Source organism: Mesorhizobium sp. 2RAF45, assembly GCF_052115225.1.
Classification (GTDB): Bacteria; Pseudomonadota; Alphaproteobacteria; order Rhizobiales; family Rhizobiaceae; genus Mesorhizobium; species Mesorhizobium jarvisii.
Genome location: NZ_JBFRGG010000027.1, coordinates 1 through 21,504 on the forward strand (window position 1 = coordinate 1; position 21,504 = coordinate 21,504).

A 21,504-nucleotide genomic window follows, 5' to 3' on the forward strand; every position below is an offset into this window, starting at 1 on the left:
TCCGGCGCCGCATCGATCTGGCATCGATCTGGTCGTAGCGCTTGTACTCGCCAAAATACTTCGTGATCGCCGCCGTCAGCGACGTCTTGCCATGGTCAACGTGACCAATCGTGCCGATGTTCACATGAGGCTTAGTGCGCTCGAATTTACCTTTTGCCATGTGATGTCTCCATTTCCTGCTCGCCCATGCGGGCTTTGAATTGCGTTACCGCGACGGCTCTTTCGAGTTACGCGTATTTTTTCTGGACTTCCTGGGCGACCGCGGTCGGGACCGGCTCGTAGTGGTCGAACTGCATCGTGTAGGCCGCGCGGCCCTGGCTCATCGAGCGCAGGTTGTCGACGTACTTGAACATGTTGGCGAGCGGCACCATCGCGTTGATGACGACGGCCACGCCGCGTGCTTCCTGGCCCTGGATCTGGCCGCGACGGCCGTTCAGGTCGCCAATGACGCTGCCGACATAGTCTTCCGGCGTCACGACTTCGACCTTCATGATCGGCTCGAGCAGCTGCACGCCCAGCTTGGGTGCGGCTTCGCGGAAGCAGGCGCGGGACGCGATTTCGAAGGCCAGGACCGAGGAGTCGACGTCGTGGTAGGCGCCGTCGATCAGCGTCGCCCGGACACCGATCATCGGGAAGCCCGCGAACGGACCAGCGCCCATGACGCTCTGAATGCCCTTTTCGACACCCGGAATGTATTCCTTCGGCACCGCGCCGCCGACGATCTTGGACTCGAAGACGAACTCTTCGCTCTCCGTGTTCGGCTCGAAGATAACCTTGACGCGGGCGAACTGGCCGGTACCGCCGGTCTGTTTCTTGTGGGTGTAGTCCTGCTCGTGCTTGCGGGTGATCGTCTCGCGATAGGCCACCTGCGGAGCGCCGACATTGGCTTCGACCTTGAACTCGCGACGCATGCGGTCGACGATGATGTCGAGGTGCAGTTCGCCCATGCCGGAGATGATGGTCTGGCCGCTTTCCTCGTCGGTCTTGACGCGGAAGGACGGATCCTCGGCAGCCAGTCGGTGAAGGGCGAGGCCCATCTTTTCCTGGTCGTTCTTGGTCTTCGGCTCGATAGCGATCTGGATGACCGGGTCGGGGAATTCCATGCGCTCGAGGATGACCGGGTGCAGCGGATCGCACAGAGTGTCGCCGGTGGTCGTGTCCTTGAGGCCAGCCAGAGCGACGATGTCGCCGGCGAAAGCTTCCTCAACGTCGGCGCGCGAATTCGCATGCATCTGCAGCATGCGGCCGATGCGCTCCTTCTTGCCCTTGACGGTGTTGTCGACCGAGACGCCCTTGGTGAGCTTGCCCGAGTAGATGCGGGCGAAGGTCAGCGAACCGACGAACGGGTCGTTCATGATCTTGAAGGCGAGCATCGACAGCGGCTCGTTGTCATCCGCATGACGCTCGATCTCGGCGTCGGTCTTGGCATCGACACCCTTAATGGCGGGAACGTCGGCCGGCGACGGCAGGTATTCGACAACGGCGTCGAGCAGCGGCTGCACGCCCTTGTTCTTGAAGGCCGAACCGCAGAACATCGGATAGAACTTGACCGCGATCGTGCCCTTGCGGATCAGCGAACGGATCTCGTCATTCGACGGCATCTTGCCTTCGAGGTAGTTTTCGAGGGCCGTCTCGTCCATTTCGACGGCGGCTTCGATCATCTTCTCGCGGTATTCCACGGCACGAGCCTGAAGATCGGCCGGGATCTCGACGACGTCCCAGGCAGCGCCCAGCGTCTCGTCGCGCCAGACAAGCGCGTTCATCTCGACGAGGTCGACGACGCCCTTGAATTCGGTCTCGGCGCCAATCGGCAGCTGCATGACGACAGCCTGCGCACCGAGGCGTGAGCCGATCATCTCGACCGAGCGGTAGAAATCGGCGCCGATCTTGTCCATCTTGTTGCAGAAGATCATGCGCGGCACGCGGTACTTGTCGGCCTGGCGCCAGACGGTTTCCGTCTGCGGCTCGACACCGGCGTTGGCGTCGAGCAGCGCAATAGCGCCGTCGAGCACGCGCAGCGAACGCTCGACTTCGATGGTGAAGTCGACGTGTCCGGGAGTGTCGATGATGTTGAAGCGATGCATCTTGCCGTCGCGACCTTTCCAGAAGGTCGTGGTGGCGGCGGACGTGATGGTGATGCCGCGTTCCTGCTCCTGCTCCATCCAGTCCATGGTGGCAGCGCCGTCGTGCACTTCGCCGATCTTGTGCGACTTGCCCGTGTAATAGAGGACGCGCTCGGTGGTCGTCGTCTTGCCGGCGTCAATATGCGCCATGATACCGAAATTGCGGTAGTCTTCGATTTTGTATTCGCGGGCCATCGTAGCTGCCTCTCAGTCCTGTTCGCGCTTTACCAGCGGTAGTGTGCGAAAGCGCGGTTGGCTTCAGCCATCTTGTGGGTGTCTTCACGCTTCTTGACTGCCGTGCCGCGGTTGTTGGCCGCGTCCATCAGCTCGCCCGAGAGGCGGTCGATCATGGTGGTCTCGTTGCGGTTGCGGGCAGCCGCGATCAGCCAACGGATGGCCAATGCCTGGCGGCGCTCGGGGCGCACGTCGACCGGAACCTGGTAGGTGGCGCCGCCGACGCGACGCGAACGCACTTCCACATGCGGCGCGACATTGTCGAGCGCCTGATGGAAGACGGTGACCGGCTCCTGCTTGGTCTTCGACTGGACCTGGTCCAGAGCGCCATAGACGATGGTCTCGGCGACCGACTTCTTGCCGTCATACATGACGGCGTTCATGAACTTGGTGACGATCAGATCGCCGAACTTCGGATCCGGGTTGATCTCACGCTTTTCTGCACTGTGACGACGCGACATGGCTTTTGTCTCTCAATCTCGTAGCCCGACGCTTTCAAGCAGCGCCAGGGCCGGAAAATCTTACTTCGGACGCTTGGCGCCGTACTTCGAACGGCGCTGCTTGCGGTTCTTCACGCCCTGCGTGTCGAGCACGCCGCGGATGATGTGGTAGCGGACGCCCGGAAGATCCTTGACGCGGCCGCCGCGGATCATGACCACGGAGTGTTCCTGAAGGTTGTGACCTTCGCCGGGGATGTAACCGATCACTTCAAAACCATTGGTCAGGCGGATCTTGGCCACCTTGCGCAGCGCCGAGTTCGGCTTCTTCGGCGTCGTCGTGTAGACGCGCGTGCAGACGCCCCGCTTCTGCGGGTTCTGCTGCATGGCCGGGACCTTGTTGCGCTTCACCGGCGCAATGCGCGGCTTGCGGATCAGCTGGTTGACGGTAGGCATTAAACCCTCTTGTCTCTCAATTCCGTGTCTCGCCCGGTCAGGGCCGCTCAAAGCGTCATTTCCATACGCAAATTCGGGCCACAAACCGCGCCTCGCGGTCTTGCCCGAACAAATGGCAGAGGAAGCGGAAGCCGCTTCGTGCACGCCGGAAATGTCTTTTCGCTCGTAAAACGAACCCTGTTTGAAGCAAACTCCAAAGCGTGTCGCTTCGGAAGGGAGAGCCTCACATCGGTTCTGACTGGGCGGCTTCTACTCGTAAGCCCGCGAACCGTCAACCCCGCAGTGCCAAATATTGCATTGATGCCGGGGCTTGGCAGCCATGCGAAAGGCGCATGTAATTTTCTTTCGCCATTTTGCAAGTGCGAGGAAGAAAGTGACCGGCTTTTGGCTGTCGCGCGGCCCCGCTTCATGCGAAAAGGCGGCCTGAGCTCTGAAAACCCCCTCGCCTGTCCTTTGCCAAGAGGAATCAGCCCGTGAACGACAATGAAGAACGCCCGGTCACCATCATCACCGGCCGGGTGTGGAAGCGCAAAGGCGGCAAAGCGGAAGGCGTTCATGTCATGCTGGTGGCTCCCGACGACGATTCGGCGGTGCGCCGCGCCCTCGAATCGCTTGCGGCGGAAGGTTATGCCGAGGCCGAGCTCGATCAGATCGGCGATATGGACGGCGTGCCCGATGACGAGCCGCATCTGTCGGCCTATCAGGGCGCGCTCGAAGGCGAAGTCTCGATCGTCACGTTCGACGCGCCGATCTGAGAATCAGGTCCGGACACGGCTTACGCCGGCCGGACCGCCGCTCCACCTTTCGCAACTTGCCCGGTTGTCTTTCTCGCGCCTAGAAAAACCTGTCCTTCCCATTCCGGAGCCCCCATGTCGTCAAACAATAACCCCATCAACATAGGTATCGTCGGCGTCGGCAAGATCGTCCGCGACCAGCACCTGCCGGCGCTAGCCAAGGACCAGAGCTACCGACTCACCGCTGCCGCCAGCCGGCATGGCAAGGTCGACGGCATCCCGAACTTTCCAACCATCGAGGCGATGCTCGACGCGGTGCCGGAGCTTGAGGCCGTCTCGCTCTGCATGCCGCCGCAATTCCGCTACGACGCCGCGCGCACCGCGCTCGAGGCAAGGAAGCATGTCTTCCTGGAAAAGCCGCCGGGCGCAACGGTCAGCGAGGTCGAAGACCTGAAGGTGCTGGCCGAGAAAAACGGCGTCTCGCTATTTGCCAGCTGGCACTCGCGTTATGCGCCGGCGGTGGAGGCCGCGCGCGGTTTTCTCGCATCGACCCAGATTCGGTCGGCGGCTATCGTCTGGAAGGAAGATGTGCGCCGCTGGCATCCGAACCAGGAGTGGATCTGGGCGCCGGGCGGCTTCGGTGTCTTCGATCCCGGCATCAACGCACTGTCGATCGCAACCCACATCCTGCCGGCGATGTTCATCACCTCCGCCGTGCTCGACTTTCCTGAAAACCGCGCTGCCCCGGTCGCGGCGCAAGTCGCCTTCCGCACGTCGAACGGATTGCCGGTGACGATGGACCTCGACTGGCTGCAGACCGGCCCGCAAAGCTGGGACATCCTGGCCGACACGGATGCCGGCAAGATGGTGCTTTCCGGCGGCGGCTCGAAACTCGCCATCGACGGCCGCGTCGTGCATGAGGAGCCGGAAGCGGAATACCCCATGCTCTACAAGCGTTTCGCCGAGATCGTGCGCGCCGGCATCTCAGATGTCGATCTCGCGCCGCTGCAGCATGTCGCCGACGCCTTCATGCTCGGCAAGCGCAATGTGGTCGAGGCGTTTTTCGACTGACCTTCAACTGACAATCGCAATCGCAAAGCCGTCATAGCCCTTGGCGCCTACTGTCTGGATGGCGGTGCCATCCAGGCGCTTGTCGCCGCCTATGAATGAGAACGCCGCCCGGGCGCCCACGACATTGGCGTCATGCCCACCGCCGTCGATCACCGCGCCGTCGCGGATGACATTGTCGCAGATGATGACTGTTCCCGGCCTCGAAAGCCGCGTGGCCCAGGAGAGATAGTTCGGGTTGTTCGGCTTGTCGGCGTCGATGAAGATGAGATCGAACGGCCCGGCATTTCCAGCGCTTAGCGCGGCCAGCGATTCAAGGGCCGGCCCGACCCGCAATTCCACTTGGTTCGAAACCCCTGCACGTCCGAAATTCGACCGCGCGACCTTGGCGTGATGCGGGTCAAGTTCAAGCGTCACGATCTTGCCGTCCATGGGCAAGGCGCGCGCCATCCAAATCGTCGAATAGCCGCCCAGCGTGCCGATTTCGAGGATCTTCTTCGCACCCCGAATCCGCGCCAGCAGTGAAAGCAGCTTGCCCTGCGCCGGCGATACGTCGATCGGCGGCAGGCCTTCGTCACGGTTGGCGGCGAGAACGGCGTCAAGGGCTGGATCCGCTTCGAACAGAGCATCAACGATGTAGTCGTCGACCGCAGCCCAGGTCTTCCTGCTCATCGTTTCTTCTCCGATCAAAAGCCGAAACGCGAAAATGTAGCCCCGGGGCCTTTCTTGCCGCCATGGATACCAACTTCGCCACGCTCCGGAAAACAAAAAAGCCGCCGGGTTACCCCGACGGCCTTGTTGCCTGAGATTTCTTGCCGCCGCGCTTACTGCGCGGCGGTTGTCATATCGGCCAGCATCGGCTCGGCGGTTTCCACACCGGAGGCCTTGCGGCGCTCGTCGATGATGAGTTCGTCGCGCGAGGTGGCGATGCGCCGGATCTGGCTCATCGTGCCGCCCGTACCGGCCGGGATCAGCCGGCCGACGATGACGTTTTCCTTCAAGCCCTGCAGCATGTCGGTCTTGCCGGCAACCGCGGCCTCCGTCAGCACCCTGGTCGTCTCCTGGAAGGAGGCGGCCGAGATGAAGGACGGCGTCTGCAGCGAGGCCTTGGTGATGCCGAGCAGCACCGGCTGACCTTCGGCCGGCTTCTTGCCGTCCTCGATCAGGCGCTCGTTGACCTCTTCCAGTTCGATCACGTCGACGTGGTCGCCCGGAATGTAGGTCGAGTCGCCCTGCGTGGTGATCTCGACCTTCTGCAGCATCTGGCGAACGATCACCTCGATGTGCTTGTCGTTGATCGACACGCCCTGCAGGCGGTAAACTTCCTGGATTTCGTTGACGAGGTAGGAAGCAAGTGCCTCCACGCCCTTGATCGCCAGGATGTCGTGCGGCGCCGGATTGCCGTCGAGGATGTAGTCGCCCTTCTCGATGACGTCGCCGTCCTGGAGGTGGAACGGCTTGCCCTTCGGGATCAGGTATTCGACCGGCTCGAGCGTCGAGTCATGCGGCTCGATGATGATGCGGCGCTTGTTCTTGTAGTCGCGGCCGAAGCGGATCGTGCCATCGATCTCGGCGATGATGGCGTGATCCTTCGGACGACGGGCCTCGAACAGTTCGGCAACACGCGGCAGACCGCCGGTGATGTCCTTGGTCTTGGCGCTTTCCATCGGAATACGCGCCAGCACGTCGCCGGGACGAACCTGCGCACCTGGCTCGACCGAGAGAATGGCCTCGACCGAGAGCAGGAAGCGGGCATCGCCACCCTTCGACAGCTTGCCGACCTTGCCCTTGGCGTCCTGAACGACGATCGCCGGCTTCAGATCGTTGCCGCGCGGCGTCGAACGCCAGTCGATGACCTCACGCTTGGTGATGCCGGTCGACTCGTCGGCCGTTTCCTGGACGGAAATGCCGTCGACCAGATCCTCGAACGCCACCTTGCCCTCGATTTCGGTGAGGATCGGGCGGGTGTAGGGATCCCACTCGGCGATACGCTGGCCGCGCTTCACCTTGTCGCCATCGTCCACGAAGATACGCGAACCATAGGTGACACGGTGCGTGGCACGCTCCTTGCCGGCCTCGTCGAGGATCAGCACCGCCATGTTGCGGCCCATGACCATCTGCTGGCCGTCGGAGTTGCGCACCACGTTGCGGTTGCGGATTTCGACCTTGCCCTCATAGGAGGCTTCAAGGAACGAACTATCCACCACCTGCGCGGTACCGCCCATGTGGAAGGTACGCATGGTGAGCTGGGTGCCCGGCTCGCCGATCGACTGCGCCGCGATGACGCCGACGGCTTCACCCTGGTTGACCGGGGTGCCGCGCGCCAGATCGCGTCCGTAGCAGACCGCGCACACGCCGACCCTGACCTCGCAGGTCAGTGCCGAGCGGATTCGGACCGACTGGACGCCGGCCTTTTCGATCTGCTCCACGTCACGCTCGTCCATCAGCGTTCCGGCCTTGACCAGCAGGTCACCGGTCACCGGATGGTTGATGTCATCGAGCGCGGTGCGGCCCAGCACGCGCTGGCCGACCGAAGCGACGACCTGACCGGCATCGACGATCGGCTGCATGGTGAGGCCCTTGTCGGTGCCGCAATCCACGGAGTTGACGATGCAGTCCTGCGCCACGTCGACCAGACGACGGGTGAGGTAACCCGAGTTCGCCGTCTTCAAGGCGGTGTCGGCCAGACCCTTGCGGGCGCCGTGGGTCGAGTTGAAGTACTCGAGCACGGTCAGGCCTTCCTTGAAGTTCGAGATGATCGGCGTCTCGATGATTTCACCCGACGGCTTGGCCATCAGGCCGCGCATGCCGGCGAGCTGACGCATCTGGGTGGGCGAGCCACGCGCACCGGAGTGCGACATCATGTAGATCGAGTTCATCGGCTTCTGACGGCCGTTGTCTTCGAACTCCACCGCCTTGATGCGGGCCATCATCTCGTCGGCGACCTTTTCGGAGCACTTGGCCCAGGCGTCGACAACCTTGTTGTACTTCTCGCCCTGCGTGATCAGGCCGTCATTGTACTGCTGCTCGTATTCCTTGGCCAAAGCCTCGGTGTCGGAGACCAGCTTGATCTTGCTGTCCGGGATCAGCATGTCGTCCTTGCCGAACGAAATGCCGGCACGGCAGGCGTGAGCGAAGCCGAGCGCCATGATGCGGTCACAGAAAATGACCGTCTCCTTCTGACCGCAATGGCGGTAGACGGTGTCGATCATCTTGGAGATGTTCTTCTTGGTCATCTCCTGGTTGGCGGTCTCGTACGGCACATTGACGTTCTTCGGCAGAAGCTCGCCGATGATCATACGGCCAGGCGTAGTGTCATGGATCTTCGACACGACCTTGCCTTCGGCGTCGACCGTGCGGAAGCGGCCCTTGATCTTGGCGTGCAGGGTCACCGCCTTTGTCTCGAGCGCGTGCTGGAGTTCGCCCATGTCGGCAAACACCATGCCCTCGCCCGGCTCGTTCTGGTTGACGATCGAGAGATAGTAGAGACCCAGAACCATGTCCTGCGACGGCACGATGATCGGCGCGCCGGAAGCCGGGTGCAGGATGTTGTTGGTCGACATCATCAGCACGCGGGCTTCAAGCTGCGCTTCCAGGGACAGCGGCACGTGGACCGCCATCTGGTCGCCGTCGAAGTCGGCGTTGAAGGCCGTGCAGACCAGCGGGTGCAGCTGGATCGCCTTGCCTTCGATCAGGATCGGCTCGAACGCCTGGATGCCGAGGCGGTGCAGCGTCGGCGCACGGTTCAACAGAACCGGGTGCTCGCGGATGACCTCGTCGAGAATATCCCAGACTTCCGGACGCTCCTTCTCGACCAGCTTCTTGGCCTGCTTGACGGTCGAGGAGTAACCCTTGGCGTCGAGACGGGCGTAGATGAAGGGCTTGAACAGTTCGAGCGCCATCTTCTTCGGCAGGCCGCACTGGTGCAGCTTGAGCTCCGGACCGGTGACAATGACCGAGCGGCCGGAATAGTCGACGCGCTTGCCGAGCAGGTTCTGGCGGAACCGTCCCTGCTTGCCCTTCAACATGTCGGACAGCGACTTCAGCGGACGCTTGTTGGCGCCGGTGATGACGCGGCCGCGACGGCCGTTGTCGAACAGTGCGTCCACCGCTTCCTGCAGCATGCGCTTTTCATTGCGCACGATGATGCCGGGAGCGCGCAGCTCGATCAGCCGCTTCAGACGGTTGTTGCGGTTGATGACGCGGCGATAGAGATCGTTCAGGTCAGACGTCGCGAAACGTCCACCATCCAGCGGAACCAGCGGGCGCAGGTCCGGCGGGATAACCGGAACCACCTTCATGATCATCCATTCCGGACGGTTGCCGGATTCCATGAAGTTCTCGACGACCTTGAGCCGCTTCAAATACTTCTTCTGCTTCAGCTCGGACGTGGTCGAAGCCAGCTCCGAACGCAGGTCGCCGGCGATCTTCTCCAGATCCATGCCGGCCAGAAGGTCATGAATGGCCTCGGCGCCGATCATGGCAGTGAAGGAGTCCTCGCCATACTCGTCGACGGCGATCATGTACTCTTCCTCGCTGAGCAGCTGGTGCTCCTTCAGCGCGGTGAGGCCAGGCTCGGTGACGATGTAGTTCTCGAAGTAGAGGACGCGCTCGATATCCTTCAGCGTCATGTCGAGCAGCGTGCCGATGCGCGAAGGCAGCGACTTCAGGAACCAGATGTGAGCGACGGGAGCGGCGAGCTCGATATGGCCCATGCGCTCGCGGCGGACGCGCGACAGCGTGACTTCGACGCCGCACTTCTCGCAGATGACGCCCTTGTACTTCATGCGCTTGTACTTGCCGCACAGGCACTCGTAGTCCTTGATCGGGCCAAAAATGCGCGCGCAGAACAGACCGTCACGCTCCGGCTTGAAGGTGCGGTAGTTGATGGTCTCCGGCTTCTTGATCTCGCCGAACGACCAGGACAGAATCTTCTCAGGGCTGGCCAGTGAGATCCGGATGGAATCGAACACCTGCGCAGGCGCCTGCGGATTGAAGAGATTCATGACCTCTTGGTTCATGCCGTTCTCCTTTTCGGGGTCCTCGAAAACCCCTTGCATCTAGTCGCGGGCCAAACGCCCACCGTCTTTGTCGGCCACCGGCCGTCGAATTCCTTTGGCGCGCCGCAACTTCGTGCGGCGCGCTGTAGCCTTTACTCAGCCGCGTCGGGCAGCCGAACCGGGGCGTCGTCGAGCTTGGTGTTCTCCAGCTCGACATTGAGGCCGAGAGACCGCATTTCCTTGACGAGCACGTTGAAGCTCTCCGGAATGCCGGCCTCGAACGTGTCGTCGCCGCGCACGATCGCCTCGTAGACCTTGGTGCGGCCGGCAACGTCGTCCGACTTCACCGTCAGCATTTCCTGCAGCGTGTAGGCGGCGCCGTAGGCTTCCAGCGCCCAGACCTCCATTTCGCCGAAGCGCTGGCCACCGAACTGCGCCTTGCCGCCCAGCGGCTGCTGGGTGACGAGCGAGTACGGACCGATCGAACGCGCGTGGATCTTGTCGTCCACGAGGTGGTGAAGCTTGAGCATGTAGATATAGCCCATCGTCACCTTGCGATCGAACGGCTCGCCCGTGCGTCCGTCATAGAGCTGCGACTGACCGCTGGTGTGCAGGCCCGCCTGCTCCAGCATGATGTTGATGTCAGCCTCGTGGGCACCGTCGAACACCGGGGTCGCGATCGAGACGCCGCGGCGCATCTGTTCGCTGAGGCGAACAATGCTCTCGTCGTCATACTCGCGGATCGGCTCGTTACGGTCATTGGCCGGCATGAAGCTCTCGAGCGTCTTGCGCAGCGGCTTGATGTCGCCGGCGGCCTTGTACGTGTCGATCAGCTCGCCGATCTTCTTGCCCATGCCCGCGCAGGCCCAGCCCAGATGCGTTTCCAGGATCTGGCCGACATTCATGCGGCTCGGCACACCCAGCGGGTTGAGCACGATATCGGCATGCGTGCCGTCCTCGAGGAAAGGCATGTCCTCGACCGGAACGATGCGTGACACGACACCCTTGTTGCCGTGACGGCCGGCCATCTTGTCGCCCGGCTGCATCTTGCGCTTCACCGCCACGAAGACCTTGACCATCTTCATGACGCCCGGAGGCATTTCGTCGCCGCGCTGCACCTTCTCGACCTTGTCCATGAAGCGCTGCTCGAGCGCCTTCTTGGAGTCGTCGTACTGGCCACGCAGGGCTTCCAGTTCGCTCTGGAGCTTTTCGTTCTCCACGGCGAACTGCCACCATTGCGAACGCGGATACTCGTCGAGCGTGTCCTTGGACAGCGTCGAGCCCTTCTTGAAGCCCTTCGGTCCAGCGATCGCTTCCTTGCCGACGAGCACGTCGGAAAGACGCGCGTAGACGTTGCGGTCCAGGATGGCCTGCTCGTCGTCGCGGTCCTTGGCGAGGCGTTCGATCTCCTCGCGCTCGATCGCCATGGCGCGCTCGTCCTTCTCCACACCGTGGCGATTGAACACGCGCACCTCGACGACGGTGCCGAAAGTGCCCGGAGGCATGCGCATCGAGGTGTCGCGCACGTCGGAAGCCTTTTCGCCGAAGATGGCGCGCAGAAGCTTCTCTTCCGGCGTCATCGGGCTTTCGCCCTTCGGCGTGATCTTGCCGACCAGGATGTCGCCCGGCTGCACTTCCGCACCGATATAGACGATGCCGGCTTCGTCGAGGTTCTTCAGCGCTTCTTCCGAAACGTTCGGAATGTCGCGCGTGATTTCCTCCGGACCAAGCTTGGTATCGCGCGCCATGACCTCGAACTCCTCGATGTGGATCGAGGTGAAGACGTCGTCGGCGACGATGCGCTCGGAGAGCAGGATCGAGTCCTCGTAGTTGTAGCCATTCCACGGCATGAAGGCGACCAGCACGTTGCGGCCGAGCGCGAGATCACCGAGCTCGGTCGACGGACCGTCGGCGATAATGTCGCCCTTGTTGACCCGGTCACCCATGCGCACCAGCGGACGCTGATTGATGCAGGTGTTCTGGTTCGAACGCTGGAACTTCATCAGCCGGTAGATGTCGACGCCGGACTTGCCCGGATCGAGATCTTCCGTCGCGCGGATAACGATACGCGTCGCGTCCACCTGGTCGACGATGCCGCCGCGGCGGGCGCCGATGGCGGCGCCCGAGTCACGGGCGACGATCGGCTCCATGCCGGTGCCGACGAACGGCGCCTCGGCGCGCACCAGCGGCACGGCCTGACGCTGCATGTTCGAGCCCATCAGCGCGCGGTTGGCGTCGTCGTTTTCCAGGAACGGGATCAGGGCCGCGGCCACCGACACCATCTGCTTGGGCGACACGTCCATCAGGTCGACGTTTTCGCGCGGCGCCATCATCACTTCACCGGCACTGCGGCAAATGACGAACTCGTCGACGAAGCCGCCATTCTTGTCGAGCTCGGCGTTAGCCTGCGCGACATGGTGCTTGGCTTCTTCCATCGCCGAGAGATAGACGACGTCGTTGGTCAGCTTGCCGTCGACGATCTTGCGGTACGGGCTCTCGATGAAGCCGTACTTGTTGACGCGTGCGAAGGTGGCCAGCGAGTTGATCAGACCGATATTCGGGCCTTCCGGCGTCTCGATCGGGCAGATACGGCCGTAATGCGTCGGGTGCACGTCGCGCACCTCGAAGCCGGCGCGCTCGCGGGTCAGACCGCCCGGTCCAAGCGCCGAAAGACGACGCTTGTGGGTGATCTCCGACAGCGGGTTGGTCTGGTCCATGAACTGCGACAGCTGCGAGGAACCGAAGAACTCGCGCACGGCGGCGGCCGCCGGCTTGGCGTTGATCAGGTCCTGCGGCATCACCGTGTCGATCTCGATCGAGGACATACGCTCCTTGATCGCGCGCTCCATGCGCAGCAGGCCGACGCGGTACTGGTTCTCCATCAGCTCGCCGACGGAACGCACGCGGCGGTTGCCGAGATTGTCGATGTCGTCGATCTCGCCCTTGCCGTCGCGCAGTTCGACCAGCGTCTTGACCACGGCCAGGATGTCTTCCTTGCGCAGCACGCGCACGGTGTCCTCGGCCTTGAGCTCGAGGCGCATGTTCATCTTGACGCGGCCGACAGCCGACAGGTCGTAGCGCTCGCTGTCGAAGAACAGCGAGTTGAACATGGCTTCGGCGGTCTCGAGCGTCGGCGGCTCGCCGGGGCGCATGACACGATAGATGTCGAACAGCGCGTCCTGGCGGCTCTCGTTCTTGTCGACGTTGAGCGTGTTTCTGATGTAGGCGCCGACATTGACGTGGTCGATGTCGAGAACCTTGATCTCCTGCTCGCCGGTGCCAAGCAGCACCTTCAGGGTCTTCTCGTCGATCTCGTCACCGGCTTCGAGGAAGATCTCGCCGGTGGCATAATTGACGATGTCCTCGGCCAGGTAGTTGCCGAGCAGATCCTCGTCGGTCGCCTTGATCGCCTTCAGGCCCTTTTCGCCGAGCTGGCGCGCCTGACGGGCGGTGATCTTCTTGCCGGCCTCGACAACGATCTCGCCCGTATCGGCGTCGACCAGGTCGCCGACGGCCTTGAGGCCGCGGAAACGCTCGACGTTGAACGGAATGCGCCAGTGGTCGCCGGCGCGGACATAGGTGATCTTGTTGTAGAAGGTCGACAGGATCTCTTCGCCATCCATGCCGAGCGCCATCAACAGCGACGTCACCGGAATCTTGCGGCGGCGGTCGATGCGGGCGTGCACGACGTCCTTGGAATCGAACTCGATGTCGAGCCACGAGCCGCGATAGGGAATGACGCGCGCGGCAAACAGAAGCTTGCCCGACGAGTGCGACTTGCCCTTGTCGTGGTCGAAGAAGACGCCCGGCGAACGGTGCATCTGCGAGACGATGACGCGCTCGGTGCCGTTGACGATGAAGGTGCCGTTCAAGGTCATGAGCGGCATGTCGCCCATGTAGACGTCCTGCTCCTTGATGTCCTTGATCGACTTGGCGCCAGTATCCTCGTCGATATCGAACACGATGAGGCGCAGCGTCACTTTCAGCGGCGCGGCATAGGTCAGGTCGCGCTGGCGGCATTCGTCAACGTCGAATTTCGGTCCTTCGAACTCGTACTTCACGAACTCCAGCATCGAGGAGCCGGAAAAATCGGAGATCGGGAAGACCGACTTGAAAACAGCCTGCAGTCCCTCGTCCGGACGGCCGCCCTTGGGCTCGTCCACCATCAGGAACTGGTCATAGGATGCCTTCTGAACCTCGATCAGGTTCGGCATCTCCGCAACTTCCGGAATCTTTCCGAAGAACTTGCGTACGCGTCTGCGGCCATTGAAAGTCTGGGTCTGGGCCATCGTCGCTCCTTAGCTCTAAACTCGGGACGGACCTCGCCGCGGTCCGCCTTGCATACCGAGCCGCCTGGGCGGCGGCTCTCTGTCTGTTCTCCGTTCGCCTTTCGGCGGCCGGCTAAAACGGGAGAAAACCCGTTTCCTGAAGGCCGGTTTTCGGCCCTCAGGAAAGAGGTTCTCGTACATCTCGCGCTACGCGTCCTCCCTCCAGGCGAAGGGAGTGGCGGACGGCGCGAGGCCGCCCGCCGCTTTTACGCTTACTTCAGTTCGACCTTGGCGCCGGCTGCTTCCAGCTGGGCCTTGAACTTGTCGGCGTCGGCCTTGGAAACGCCTTCCTTGACCGGCTTCGGAGCCGCTTCGACCAGGTCCTTGGCTTCCTTGAGGCCAAGACCGGTGATGGCGCGGACTTCCTTGATGACGTTGATCTTCTGCGCGCCAGCGTCGGTGAGGACGACGTCGAATTCCGTCTTTTCCTCGGCCGGAGCAGCAGCAGCGGCAGCGCCGCCAGCAGCGGCAACCGCCACCGGAGCAGCAGCCGAAACGCCCCACTTTTCTTCCAGAAGCTTCGACAGCTCGGCCGCCTCGAGGACGGTCAGCTTCGAAAGGTCGTCTACGATCTTTGCGAGATCAGCCATTGTTGTATTCCTTCGTTAGGTTCGAACGTGTGTTTTTGATAGCGAGGAACGGCCTCATGCCGCCTCGTCCTTCCGGGCGTAAGCGCCGATGACGCGCGCGACCGAGGCCGCTGGCGCATTGACGATCTGGGCGATCCGGGTTGCCGGCGTGGCGATCATGCCAACCAGCCTGGCGCGCAGCTCATCGAGCGACGGAAGTGTGGCGAGTGCCTTCACACCGTCGGCATTGAGCGAGGTGGTGCCCATTGCGCCGCCGAGAATGACGAGCTTGTCATTTCCCTTGGCGAAATCGGACGCGACCTTCGGCGCCGCAATCGGATCCTCCGAATAAGCAATCAGCGTCTGTCCCTTGAACAGGTCGATGATCGATGCGGAGTCCGTGCCCTGAAGAGCGATTTTGGCGAGACGGTTCTTCGCGACTTTAACGGTGCCACCGGCGGCGCGCATTTTCGACCGAAGGTCGTTCATTTGCGCGACGGTGATACCGGCATAGTGGGCCACGACCACTGAACCTGCGTTTCCGAACGCTTCGTTCAGGCCCGTGACGAGTTCGCGTTTTTCCGCTCTGTCCACTGCCTATCTCCAGTTGACCCCAATCCCGTCAATGAGAACATCTCATTTCGAGGACAGGCGTCGGGTTGCCTTTTTGCCGGCCGGGCCATCCAGTAACGGATCTCCCGAACGACGCTCGAGGATCCTGCCCCCTTTCGCCACACCGACGGACAAGCCGGCGATGCGCAGACAAAAGGCAAACACGGTTCGAACCTTTCATTGGAGCATTCGCTCCGTTGTCGGGTCTTCACCCGTCTCATGCAGGCCCGCATGAATTAAGGCTTTTGGGCCGCCTGCAATCTCGGACAGGATGTCCGGAAGCCTTTCGACTTCCGGTACCGGGCCCAGGATAGATCCAGGGCCCGGAATTCAGTCACGGATCGGCCTGCGGCGGCCGATCCAAATGGTCTTAATCAGGACGCAGCGAGCGTCGAGACGTCGAGCTTGAGGCCCGGGCCCATCGTCGAGGTGACCGACACCTTCTTGACGTAGTTGCCCTTGGCGCCAGCCGGCTTTGCCTTGGTCACCGCATCGGCGAAGGCGCGGATGTTCTCTTCCAGCGCCTTGACGTCGAACGAGACCTTGCCGACGCCGGCATGAACGATGCCGGCCTTCTCGACGCGGAACTCGACCGCGCCGCCCTTCGATGCCTTGACGGCGGCGGCGACGTCGGTGGTGACGGTGCCGACCTTCGGGTTCGGCATCATGCCGCGCGGGCCGAGCACCTTACCGAGACGGCCGACCAGCGGCATCATGTCCGGCGTGGCGATGCAGCGATCGAAGTCGATCGTGCCCTTCTGGACGATGTCGACCAGGTCCTCCGCGCCGACGATGTCGGCGCCGGCGGCCTTGGCTTCCTCGGCCTTGTCGCCACGGGCGAACACGGCGACGCGAACCGAGCGGCCAGTGCCGTTCGGCAGGTTGACCACGCCGCGGACCATCTGGTCGGCATGGCGCGGGTCGACGCCGAGGTTCATGGCGACTTCGACGGTCTCGTCGAACTTGACCGAGGAACGGTCCTTGAGCAGCTTCAGCGCTTCACCCAGGGCATAAGCCTTGTTGGGATCGATGCCTTCGCGGGTCTTCGATACACGCTTTGCAATCTTTGCCATGATCTCAGCCCACCACTTCCAGACCCATCGAGCGGGCGGAGCCCTCGACCATGCGCATGGCCGCCTCGACGTCGTTTGCGTTCAGATCCTTCATCTTGGCGGTCGCGATTTCGCGCACCTTGTCGCGCGAAACGGTGCCAGCCTTGACCTTGCCCGGCTCCTTTGAGCCCGACTTCAGGTTCGCGGCCTTCTTCAGGAAGTAGCTCACCGGCGGCGTCTTCATGACGAAGGTGAACGACTTGTCCTGATAGTAGGTGATGACGACCGGAACCGGCGATCCCTTTTCCATTTCCTGGGTCTGCGCGTTGAACGCCTTGCAGAACTCCATGATGTTGATGCCACGCTGACCAAGCGCCGGGCCGATCGGGGGCGACGGCGTAGCCGAACCCGCGGAGACCTGAAGCTTGAGCTGGCCTGCAATTTTCTTAGCCATCTCTTTTCCTGCCTTTGTCTATGCCGGCCCCATCTCGGGAAACACCGGCGGTTGCAGTCTGGTGGTGCGGTTCGCGCGGCCGGCTAAAGCCACATTCGCCTCCCACCGTTCTCAGGCCATGCGTTTCCGCACCGCCTCCCCTGATCGCCAGACCGGCATCAGGGATTTCGGATCAGCCCTTTTCGACCTGTCCGAATTCCAGATCGACAGGCACGGCGCGCCCGAAGATCGAAACTTCCACCTTGAGCCGCGCCCGCTCCTCGTCCACTTCCTGGACGAAGCCGTTGAACGACGCGAAAGGACCATCCGAAACGCGGATCGCCTCGCCGATCTCGAAAGTGACCGAGGGCTTCGGCCGCTCGACGCCTTCCTGCACCTGGTTCAGGATGCGCTGCGCTTCCGCCTCGGTGATCGGCACCGGCTTGGAGTCACCGAGAAAGCCGGTGACCTTCGGCGTGTTCTTCACGAGCGAGAACACGGCGTCGGTCAAATTGGCCTTCAGGAGCACATAGCCCGGGAAGAACTTGCGCTCGGCATCGACCTTGCGGCCACGACGAACTTCGACCACCTTCTCGGTCGGCACCACGATCTGCTCGATATCGGCGGACAGGCCCTTCTGCTTGGCCTTGTTCTCGATGTCCTCGGCGACCTTCTTTTCAAAGTTCGAATAAGCGTGGACGATGTACCAGCGCGCAGCCATTTTTTTAGACTTCTCCGTAGTCGCCGGACTTAGCGTCCAATGCCCAGAATCTGTTCGATCGCGAGGCCCATCAACTGATCGGCGCTAAAGAAAAAGATCATCGCAATCACAGCGAAGGCCAGAACCATCACCGTCGAGATCATCGTTTCGCGCCGCGACGGCCAAGTCACCTTGGCGGTCTCCGAGCGAACCTGCTGGAGAAAGACGAAAGGATTTGTGGTTTTCGAAGCCATATGCCGCTCTGTCTTCAAGACCCGTTGGCCGGGTCCCCTGGATGATCCCGCTGGCCGGGACGTGCCGCCTGAGCCCAGTCTCGCGCCGAATCAGCGCAATCATTTCGCCCATGCAAATCAGACGCGTAAAGCCGGCTTCCCAGCTCCACGCGTCGCGTGTCTGTTCTGTCTACATAAAACCGATTCTTGATCCACGCAAGTGGCAAGTGTCCGCTTTATGACCAAACGCCGCCTCGGAACCATCCAGTCGTTCCGTCCCGGCTATGGCGTCCTTATGCCCCAATCGGCCTAATATGGCAAGCGTGTCGCCGATTTTCAAAGGGCGGTCCGCGGAATCATCATTTCTGACGGCCATTTTGAAATGGCACGGGCAGCAGGGCTCGAACCTACGACCTGCGGTTTTGGAGACCGCCGCTCTACCAACTGAGCTATGCCCGTATCGTGCGCGCCTCGGCGCAGCAGGGGCTTCCTAAAAGCTTCCGCGCTCTCTGTAAAGAGTGGTTTGCACGCAAACGCGCCTTCATCCCCTTTGCCAGAAATCCGGATAGGTCACGACCAGCCCATCGCGGTCGATCTCGAGATACTCGATGCCAGGGCCGTCCCACTCGCGCCAGCGCACGATCTTGAAATCGTCCGACATCAGTCCGCACTCCGAGGCGGCTGGAAGCTACTTTGTTTCCGGCGGCGTGTACGGCCCGCCCGGCACGCCCCAGCCCCAGGCAGGCATCGGCTCGGTTTCCGGATCGCAGGTCTCGCCTAGATTGGAGTTCATCTTGGCCAATCGGGATCCCCATTCGACATAGCCCATGAAGGCCGAGCGGAATTCGGGATCGTCCGGCAAGCCGACCTCGTCGGCTGCATCGGCGAGCAGGTTGATCCAGCGGCGGCGCTGCTCCTCGGTCAAGTGCTTGCCCAGATGATGCATGACCATCTCGCGGTGGCCGCCGAATTTCTCGCTATAGATCTTCGGTCCGCCGAACACCTCGCCGATGAAGGCCGCGACATGGGCGGGATGGTCCGGCGACATCGTCTTGAATACCGGCCCGACGACCGGGTCCTTTGCCACCTTGTCATAGAAGGTCTGCGTCAGCCGGTTCAGGGCATCGCTGCCACCGGCCCATTCATAGAGTGTCGGAACATCCCGGCTCATTATCGATCCTCCGCCAGCCCCGGCGCCACCCGCGGCGACGATAGCGGAAAGATCGAAGGCAGCTCAACCTGCCTCGATGGCCAGTTTCGGAAAGCCGCGCACTACAGCTTTGCGGGCGCTTCGGCCGCCGCGTTGGCGGGCGGCAGGCCGCGGCAATTATCGGGCCTGGGAACGGCCTTGCAAATCGTGGCGCCGGTCAGTGCGTCGACCGATTGCGGTCCGGTTGTCAGTCCCGCTTTCAGCATGATGTCCGGTTCAAGCCGGCGCTCGGCCGAACGCCCCGCGATCGCCTTGAACAGAGCGGGACCGATCGCCATCTCCTCGAGATACGCCTTGACCATCTGCTTCTGTCCCATCGGGTACAGGCTGAGCCGCGCCTGCGGACCGACAAGCCTTCTCGCGCCGCCGGCAAGCATCAGCGCGCAGGCCGTATCGCACTCCACGCCCGCATCGATGCTCAATCCGGCATAGGCACCCTCCTTGGCCAGGCAATTCCATGCCCCCGGGTCGCAATCGACGAAATCGGTCCGGCCCACGGCGACGTCGAGCCTCCTTTCACGGATAAGCCGGCCCGCTGCCAGGGCGCCAGACAGGTCCCCTCCCCGTGAGCTGATCACGACAGGCAGGCGCCGATCGCCAAGCGTGGCGAGCAACTGGCGCAGCTTCGGCAGTGTCTGGCTCGTAATCACGCCTTCCGCCGAGATCCATTCCGGACAGTCAGGATTACACAGCGGATTGCTGCCGCGAACCACGACAAAGCGCATGTCCGCGCCGGCCTTGGCGGTTTCCGGTCCAACTGGTGCGACATCCCTGGGCTTGCCCGTCGCAGCAGCCGATGGCGTCGCATTGTTTGCAGGGCTCGGTATCTCCCGGCAATTCGCGGCCGGCTGTTGCGGCGCGCACAGGCCGGCGGAGGTCAACAGATCCGCCGCGTCCCGGCTGGTCACCAGCTTCATCGCCAGCATATCGTCCAGCGTGATCTGGCGGATGTCGCTGGCCGGCGTGGCCTTCATCATTTCCAGCACGCCGTCGCCTATACCCATTTCCCTGAGATAGGCCGATAGCGTCTTCTCGACCGTCTTGCTCATCTCGTAGGTCTTGTAGCTGCCGGCATTTTTCCGGCTGACCACCTTGGTGTTGATCACCTTCTTCTTGCCGTTCACGATCCGGTAGGTGGTCCGGTAGAGCAGCTTCTCGCGCTTGTAGGTGGTGGTGATCTGATGAACGCCGAGATAGGCGAAATCTCCGACCACGCGGCGGATACCGCCGGAAAACATCAGCGGACAGGCCGAATTGCACATGGCCCCGTCGTCAAAGGCCATGCCGAAATAGTCGGCACCCTTGCCCTTGTTGTCGCTGCAATTCTTCGCCTCCGGCTGGCAGCCGGAAAACACCGTCACGCCGACGGCGATATCGAGTTTGGCCTTGCGGATCATCCTGCCAAGTGCGAGTGCGGCATCGACATTGCCGCCGGGCGAGCTGACGACGACAGGCAGTTGCCGTCCCTTCAGCGTTTTGAGCGTGCGTTTGAAGAGTGACGGCGTGCCCGCCGCGATCGTGCCTTCAGCCGATACCCATTCCGGACAATTGGGCTCGCAGCCCGGCGCATTGCTGCGCACGACGGCGAAGCGCATCGGTGGGATGTCCAGCGACTGCTCCTGGGCCCGGGCCGGCAGGACAGGCAGCACTATGGCGGTCAACAGCATGAGGCGAACCAGCGCCCGCAACCACCATGCCTTCCCATTGAAACAGCGCCCTGGAACCACTCTTTCGCCAAGCTCCCGCAATGCAACCTATACTAGTTGCCGTGATAGCGCTTGCAACAGGGTAGGCGCAGTTCCGATGTCACGCAGCGACGTAAACGAAAAGGGCGGCCCGAAGACCGCCCTTTCCTTGTCGATCCGGCTATTGCCGGTCTCGATTATTCCTTGATGGTGACGACGATGCCGGCACCGACGGTGCGGCCGCCTTCACGGATGGCGAAGCGCAGCTTCTCTTCCATGGCGATCGGCACGATCAGCTCGACATCGACCGTGATGTTGTCGCCAGGCATCACCATCTCGGTGCCAGCCGGCAGCGACACGATGCCGGTCACGTCCGTCGTGCGGAAGTAGAACTGCGGGCGGTAGTTGGTGAAGAACGGCGTGTGACGGCCACCTTCGTCCTTGGTCAGGATGTAGGCCTCGGCTACGAACTTCTTGTGCGGCTTCACCGTGCCGGGCTTGGCCAGAACCTGGCCGCGCTCGACACCTTCACGATCAACGCCGCGCAGCAGCGCGCCGATGTTGTCGCCAGCCTGGCCCTGATCGAGCAGCTTGCGGAACATTTCAACGCCCGTGCAGGTCGTCTTGGTC

Annotated in this window: 18 protein-coding genes and 1 tRNA gene; 2 read left to right on the top strand and 17 right to left on the bottom strand. The window is 62.3% G+C overall.

Going from position 1 to position 21,504, the window contains the following annotated elements; genetic code table 11:
* The 4 genes from AB4Z43_RS33160 to rpsL all read right to left on the bottom strand — a co-directional run.
* Positions 1 to 160, bottom strand: a 160-nt coding sequence (locus AB4Z43_RS33160; protein ID WP_441940952.1) for a GTP-binding protein, incomplete at its 3' end; no start/stop codon positions are given.
* 67 nt (positions 161 to 227) lie between these two features.
* Positions 228 to 2,318: an elongation factor G gene (fusA, locus tag AB4Z43_RS33165; RefSeq protein ID WP_019857963.1), complete on the bottom strand. Its 2,091-nt coding sequence runs from the start codon at positions 2,316 to 2,318 to the stop codon at positions 228 to 230.
* A 29-nt stretch (positions 2,319 to 2,347) separates the two neighbouring features.
* Positions 2,348 to 2,818 (bottom strand): 30S ribosomal protein S7, encoded by a 471-nt coding sequence (gene rpsG, locus AB4Z43_RS33170; protein WP_006202127.1) that lies wholly within the window; start codon positions 2,816 to 2,818, stop codon positions 2,348 to 2,350.
* Positions 2,819 to 2,878: 60 nt separating this feature from the next.
* A complete protein-coding gene (gene rpsL / locus AB4Z43_RS33175) occupies positions 2,879 to 3,250 on the bottom strand; it encodes a 30S ribosomal protein S12 (protein WP_006333356.1) in 372 nt (123 codons plus the stop codon).
* Positions 3,251 to 3,723: 473 nt separating this feature from the next.
* Here rpsL and AB4Z43_RS33180 point away from each other — a divergent pair, with 473 nt between their 5' ends.
* Entirely contained in the window at positions 3,724 to 4,005 is a 282-nt protein-coding gene (locus AB4Z43_RS33180; RefSeq protein ID WP_010909270.1) for a hypothetical protein, read from the top strand.
* A gap of 114 nt (positions 4,006 to 4,119) precedes the next feature.
* Positions 4,120 to 5,055, top strand: coding sequence for a Gfo/Idh/MocA family protein (locus tag AB4Z43_RS33185; RefSeq protein WP_019857961.1), 936 nt, complete (start codon positions 4,120 to 4,122; stop codon positions 5,053 to 5,055).
* Between the two features lie 3 nt (positions 5,056 to 5,058).
* Here the strand turns inward: AB4Z43_RS33185 and AB4Z43_RS33190 are convergent, their stop codons facing one another.
* From AB4Z43_RS33190 to AB4Z43_RS33250, 13 genes are all read right to left on the bottom strand, one after another.
* A complete protein-coding gene (locus tag AB4Z43_RS33190; RefSeq protein WP_038646647.1) occupies positions 5,059 to 5,724 on the bottom strand; it encodes an O-methyltransferase in 666 nt (221 codons plus the stop codon).
* Between the two features lie 152 nt (positions 5,725 to 5,876).
* Entirely contained in the window at positions 5,877 to 10,073 is a 4,197-nt protein-coding gene (gene rpoC, locus AB4Z43_RS33195) for a DNA-directed RNA polymerase subunit beta' (protein WP_441940943.1), read from the bottom strand.
* A 131-nt stretch (positions 10,074 to 10,204) separates the two neighbouring features.
* Positions 10,205 to 14,341: a DNA-directed RNA polymerase subunit beta gene (rpoB, locus tag AB4Z43_RS33200; protein ID WP_010909266.1), complete on the bottom strand. Its 4,137-nt coding sequence runs from the start codon at positions 14,339 to 14,341 to the stop codon at positions 10,205 to 10,207.
* 251 nt (positions 14,342 to 14,592) lie between these two features.
* On the bottom strand, positions 14,593 to 14,970 hold the full coding sequence (rplL, locus tag AB4Z43_RS33205) for a 50S ribosomal protein L7/L12 (protein WP_441940945.1): 378 nt from the start codon (positions 14,968 to 14,970) through the stop codon (positions 14,593 to 14,595).
* A 54-nt stretch (positions 14,971 to 15,024) separates the two neighbouring features.
* Positions 15,025 to 15,543: a 50S ribosomal protein L10 gene (gene rplJ / locus AB4Z43_RS33210; protein WP_019857958.1), complete on the bottom strand. Its 519-nt coding sequence runs from the start codon at positions 15,541 to 15,543 to the stop codon at positions 15,025 to 15,027.
* Between the two features lie 392 nt (positions 15,544 to 15,935).
* On the bottom strand, positions 15,936 to 16,634 hold the full coding sequence (gene rplA, locus AB4Z43_RS33215) for a 50S ribosomal protein L1 (RefSeq protein ID WP_010909263.1): 699 nt from the start codon (positions 16,632 to 16,634) through the stop codon (positions 15,936 to 15,938).
* Positions 16,635 to 16,638: 4 nt separating this feature from the next.
* Positions 16,639 to 17,067 carry a 50S ribosomal protein L11 gene (rplK, locus tag AB4Z43_RS33220; RefSeq protein ID WP_010909262.1) on the bottom strand — a complete coding sequence of 143 codons (429 nt, stop codon included), beginning with the start codon at positions 17,065 to 17,067 and terminating at the stop codon, positions 16,639 to 16,641.
* Positions 17,068 to 17,239: 172 nt separating this feature from the next.
* Entirely contained in the window at positions 17,240 to 17,767 is a 528-nt protein-coding gene (nusG, locus tag AB4Z43_RS33225) for a transcription termination/antitermination protein NusG (protein WP_010909261.1), read from the bottom strand.
* Positions 17,768 to 17,796: 29 nt separating this feature from the next.
* The gene (secE, locus tag AB4Z43_RS33230; protein WP_010909260.1) at positions 17,797 to 18,000 is read right to left on the bottom strand and encodes a preprotein translocase subunit SecE; all 204 of its coding nucleotides are present in this window, start codon (positions 17,998 to 18,000) and stop codon (positions 17,797 to 17,799) included.
* 362 nt (positions 18,001 to 18,362) lie between these two features.
* Positions 18,363 to 18,438, bottom strand: a tRNA-Trp gene (locus AB4Z43_RS33235).
* Positions 18,439 to 18,667: 229 nt separating this feature from the next.
* On the bottom strand, positions 18,668 to 19,150 hold the full coding sequence (locus AB4Z43_RS33240; RefSeq protein ID WP_069092109.1) for a group II truncated hemoglobin: 483 nt from the start codon (positions 19,148 to 19,150) through the stop codon (positions 18,668 to 18,670).
* A 101-nt stretch (positions 19,151 to 19,251) separates the two neighbouring features.
* Entirely contained in the window at positions 19,252 to 20,856 is a 1,605-nt protein-coding gene (locus AB4Z43_RS33245) for a hypothetical protein (RefSeq protein WP_441940948.1), read from the bottom strand.
* A gap of 215 nt (positions 20,857 to 21,071) precedes the next feature.
* The coding region (locus tag AB4Z43_RS33250; RefSeq protein WP_441940950.1) for an EF-Tu/IF-2/RF-3 family GTPase at positions 21,072 to 21,504 on the bottom strand (433 nt) is incomplete at its 5' end.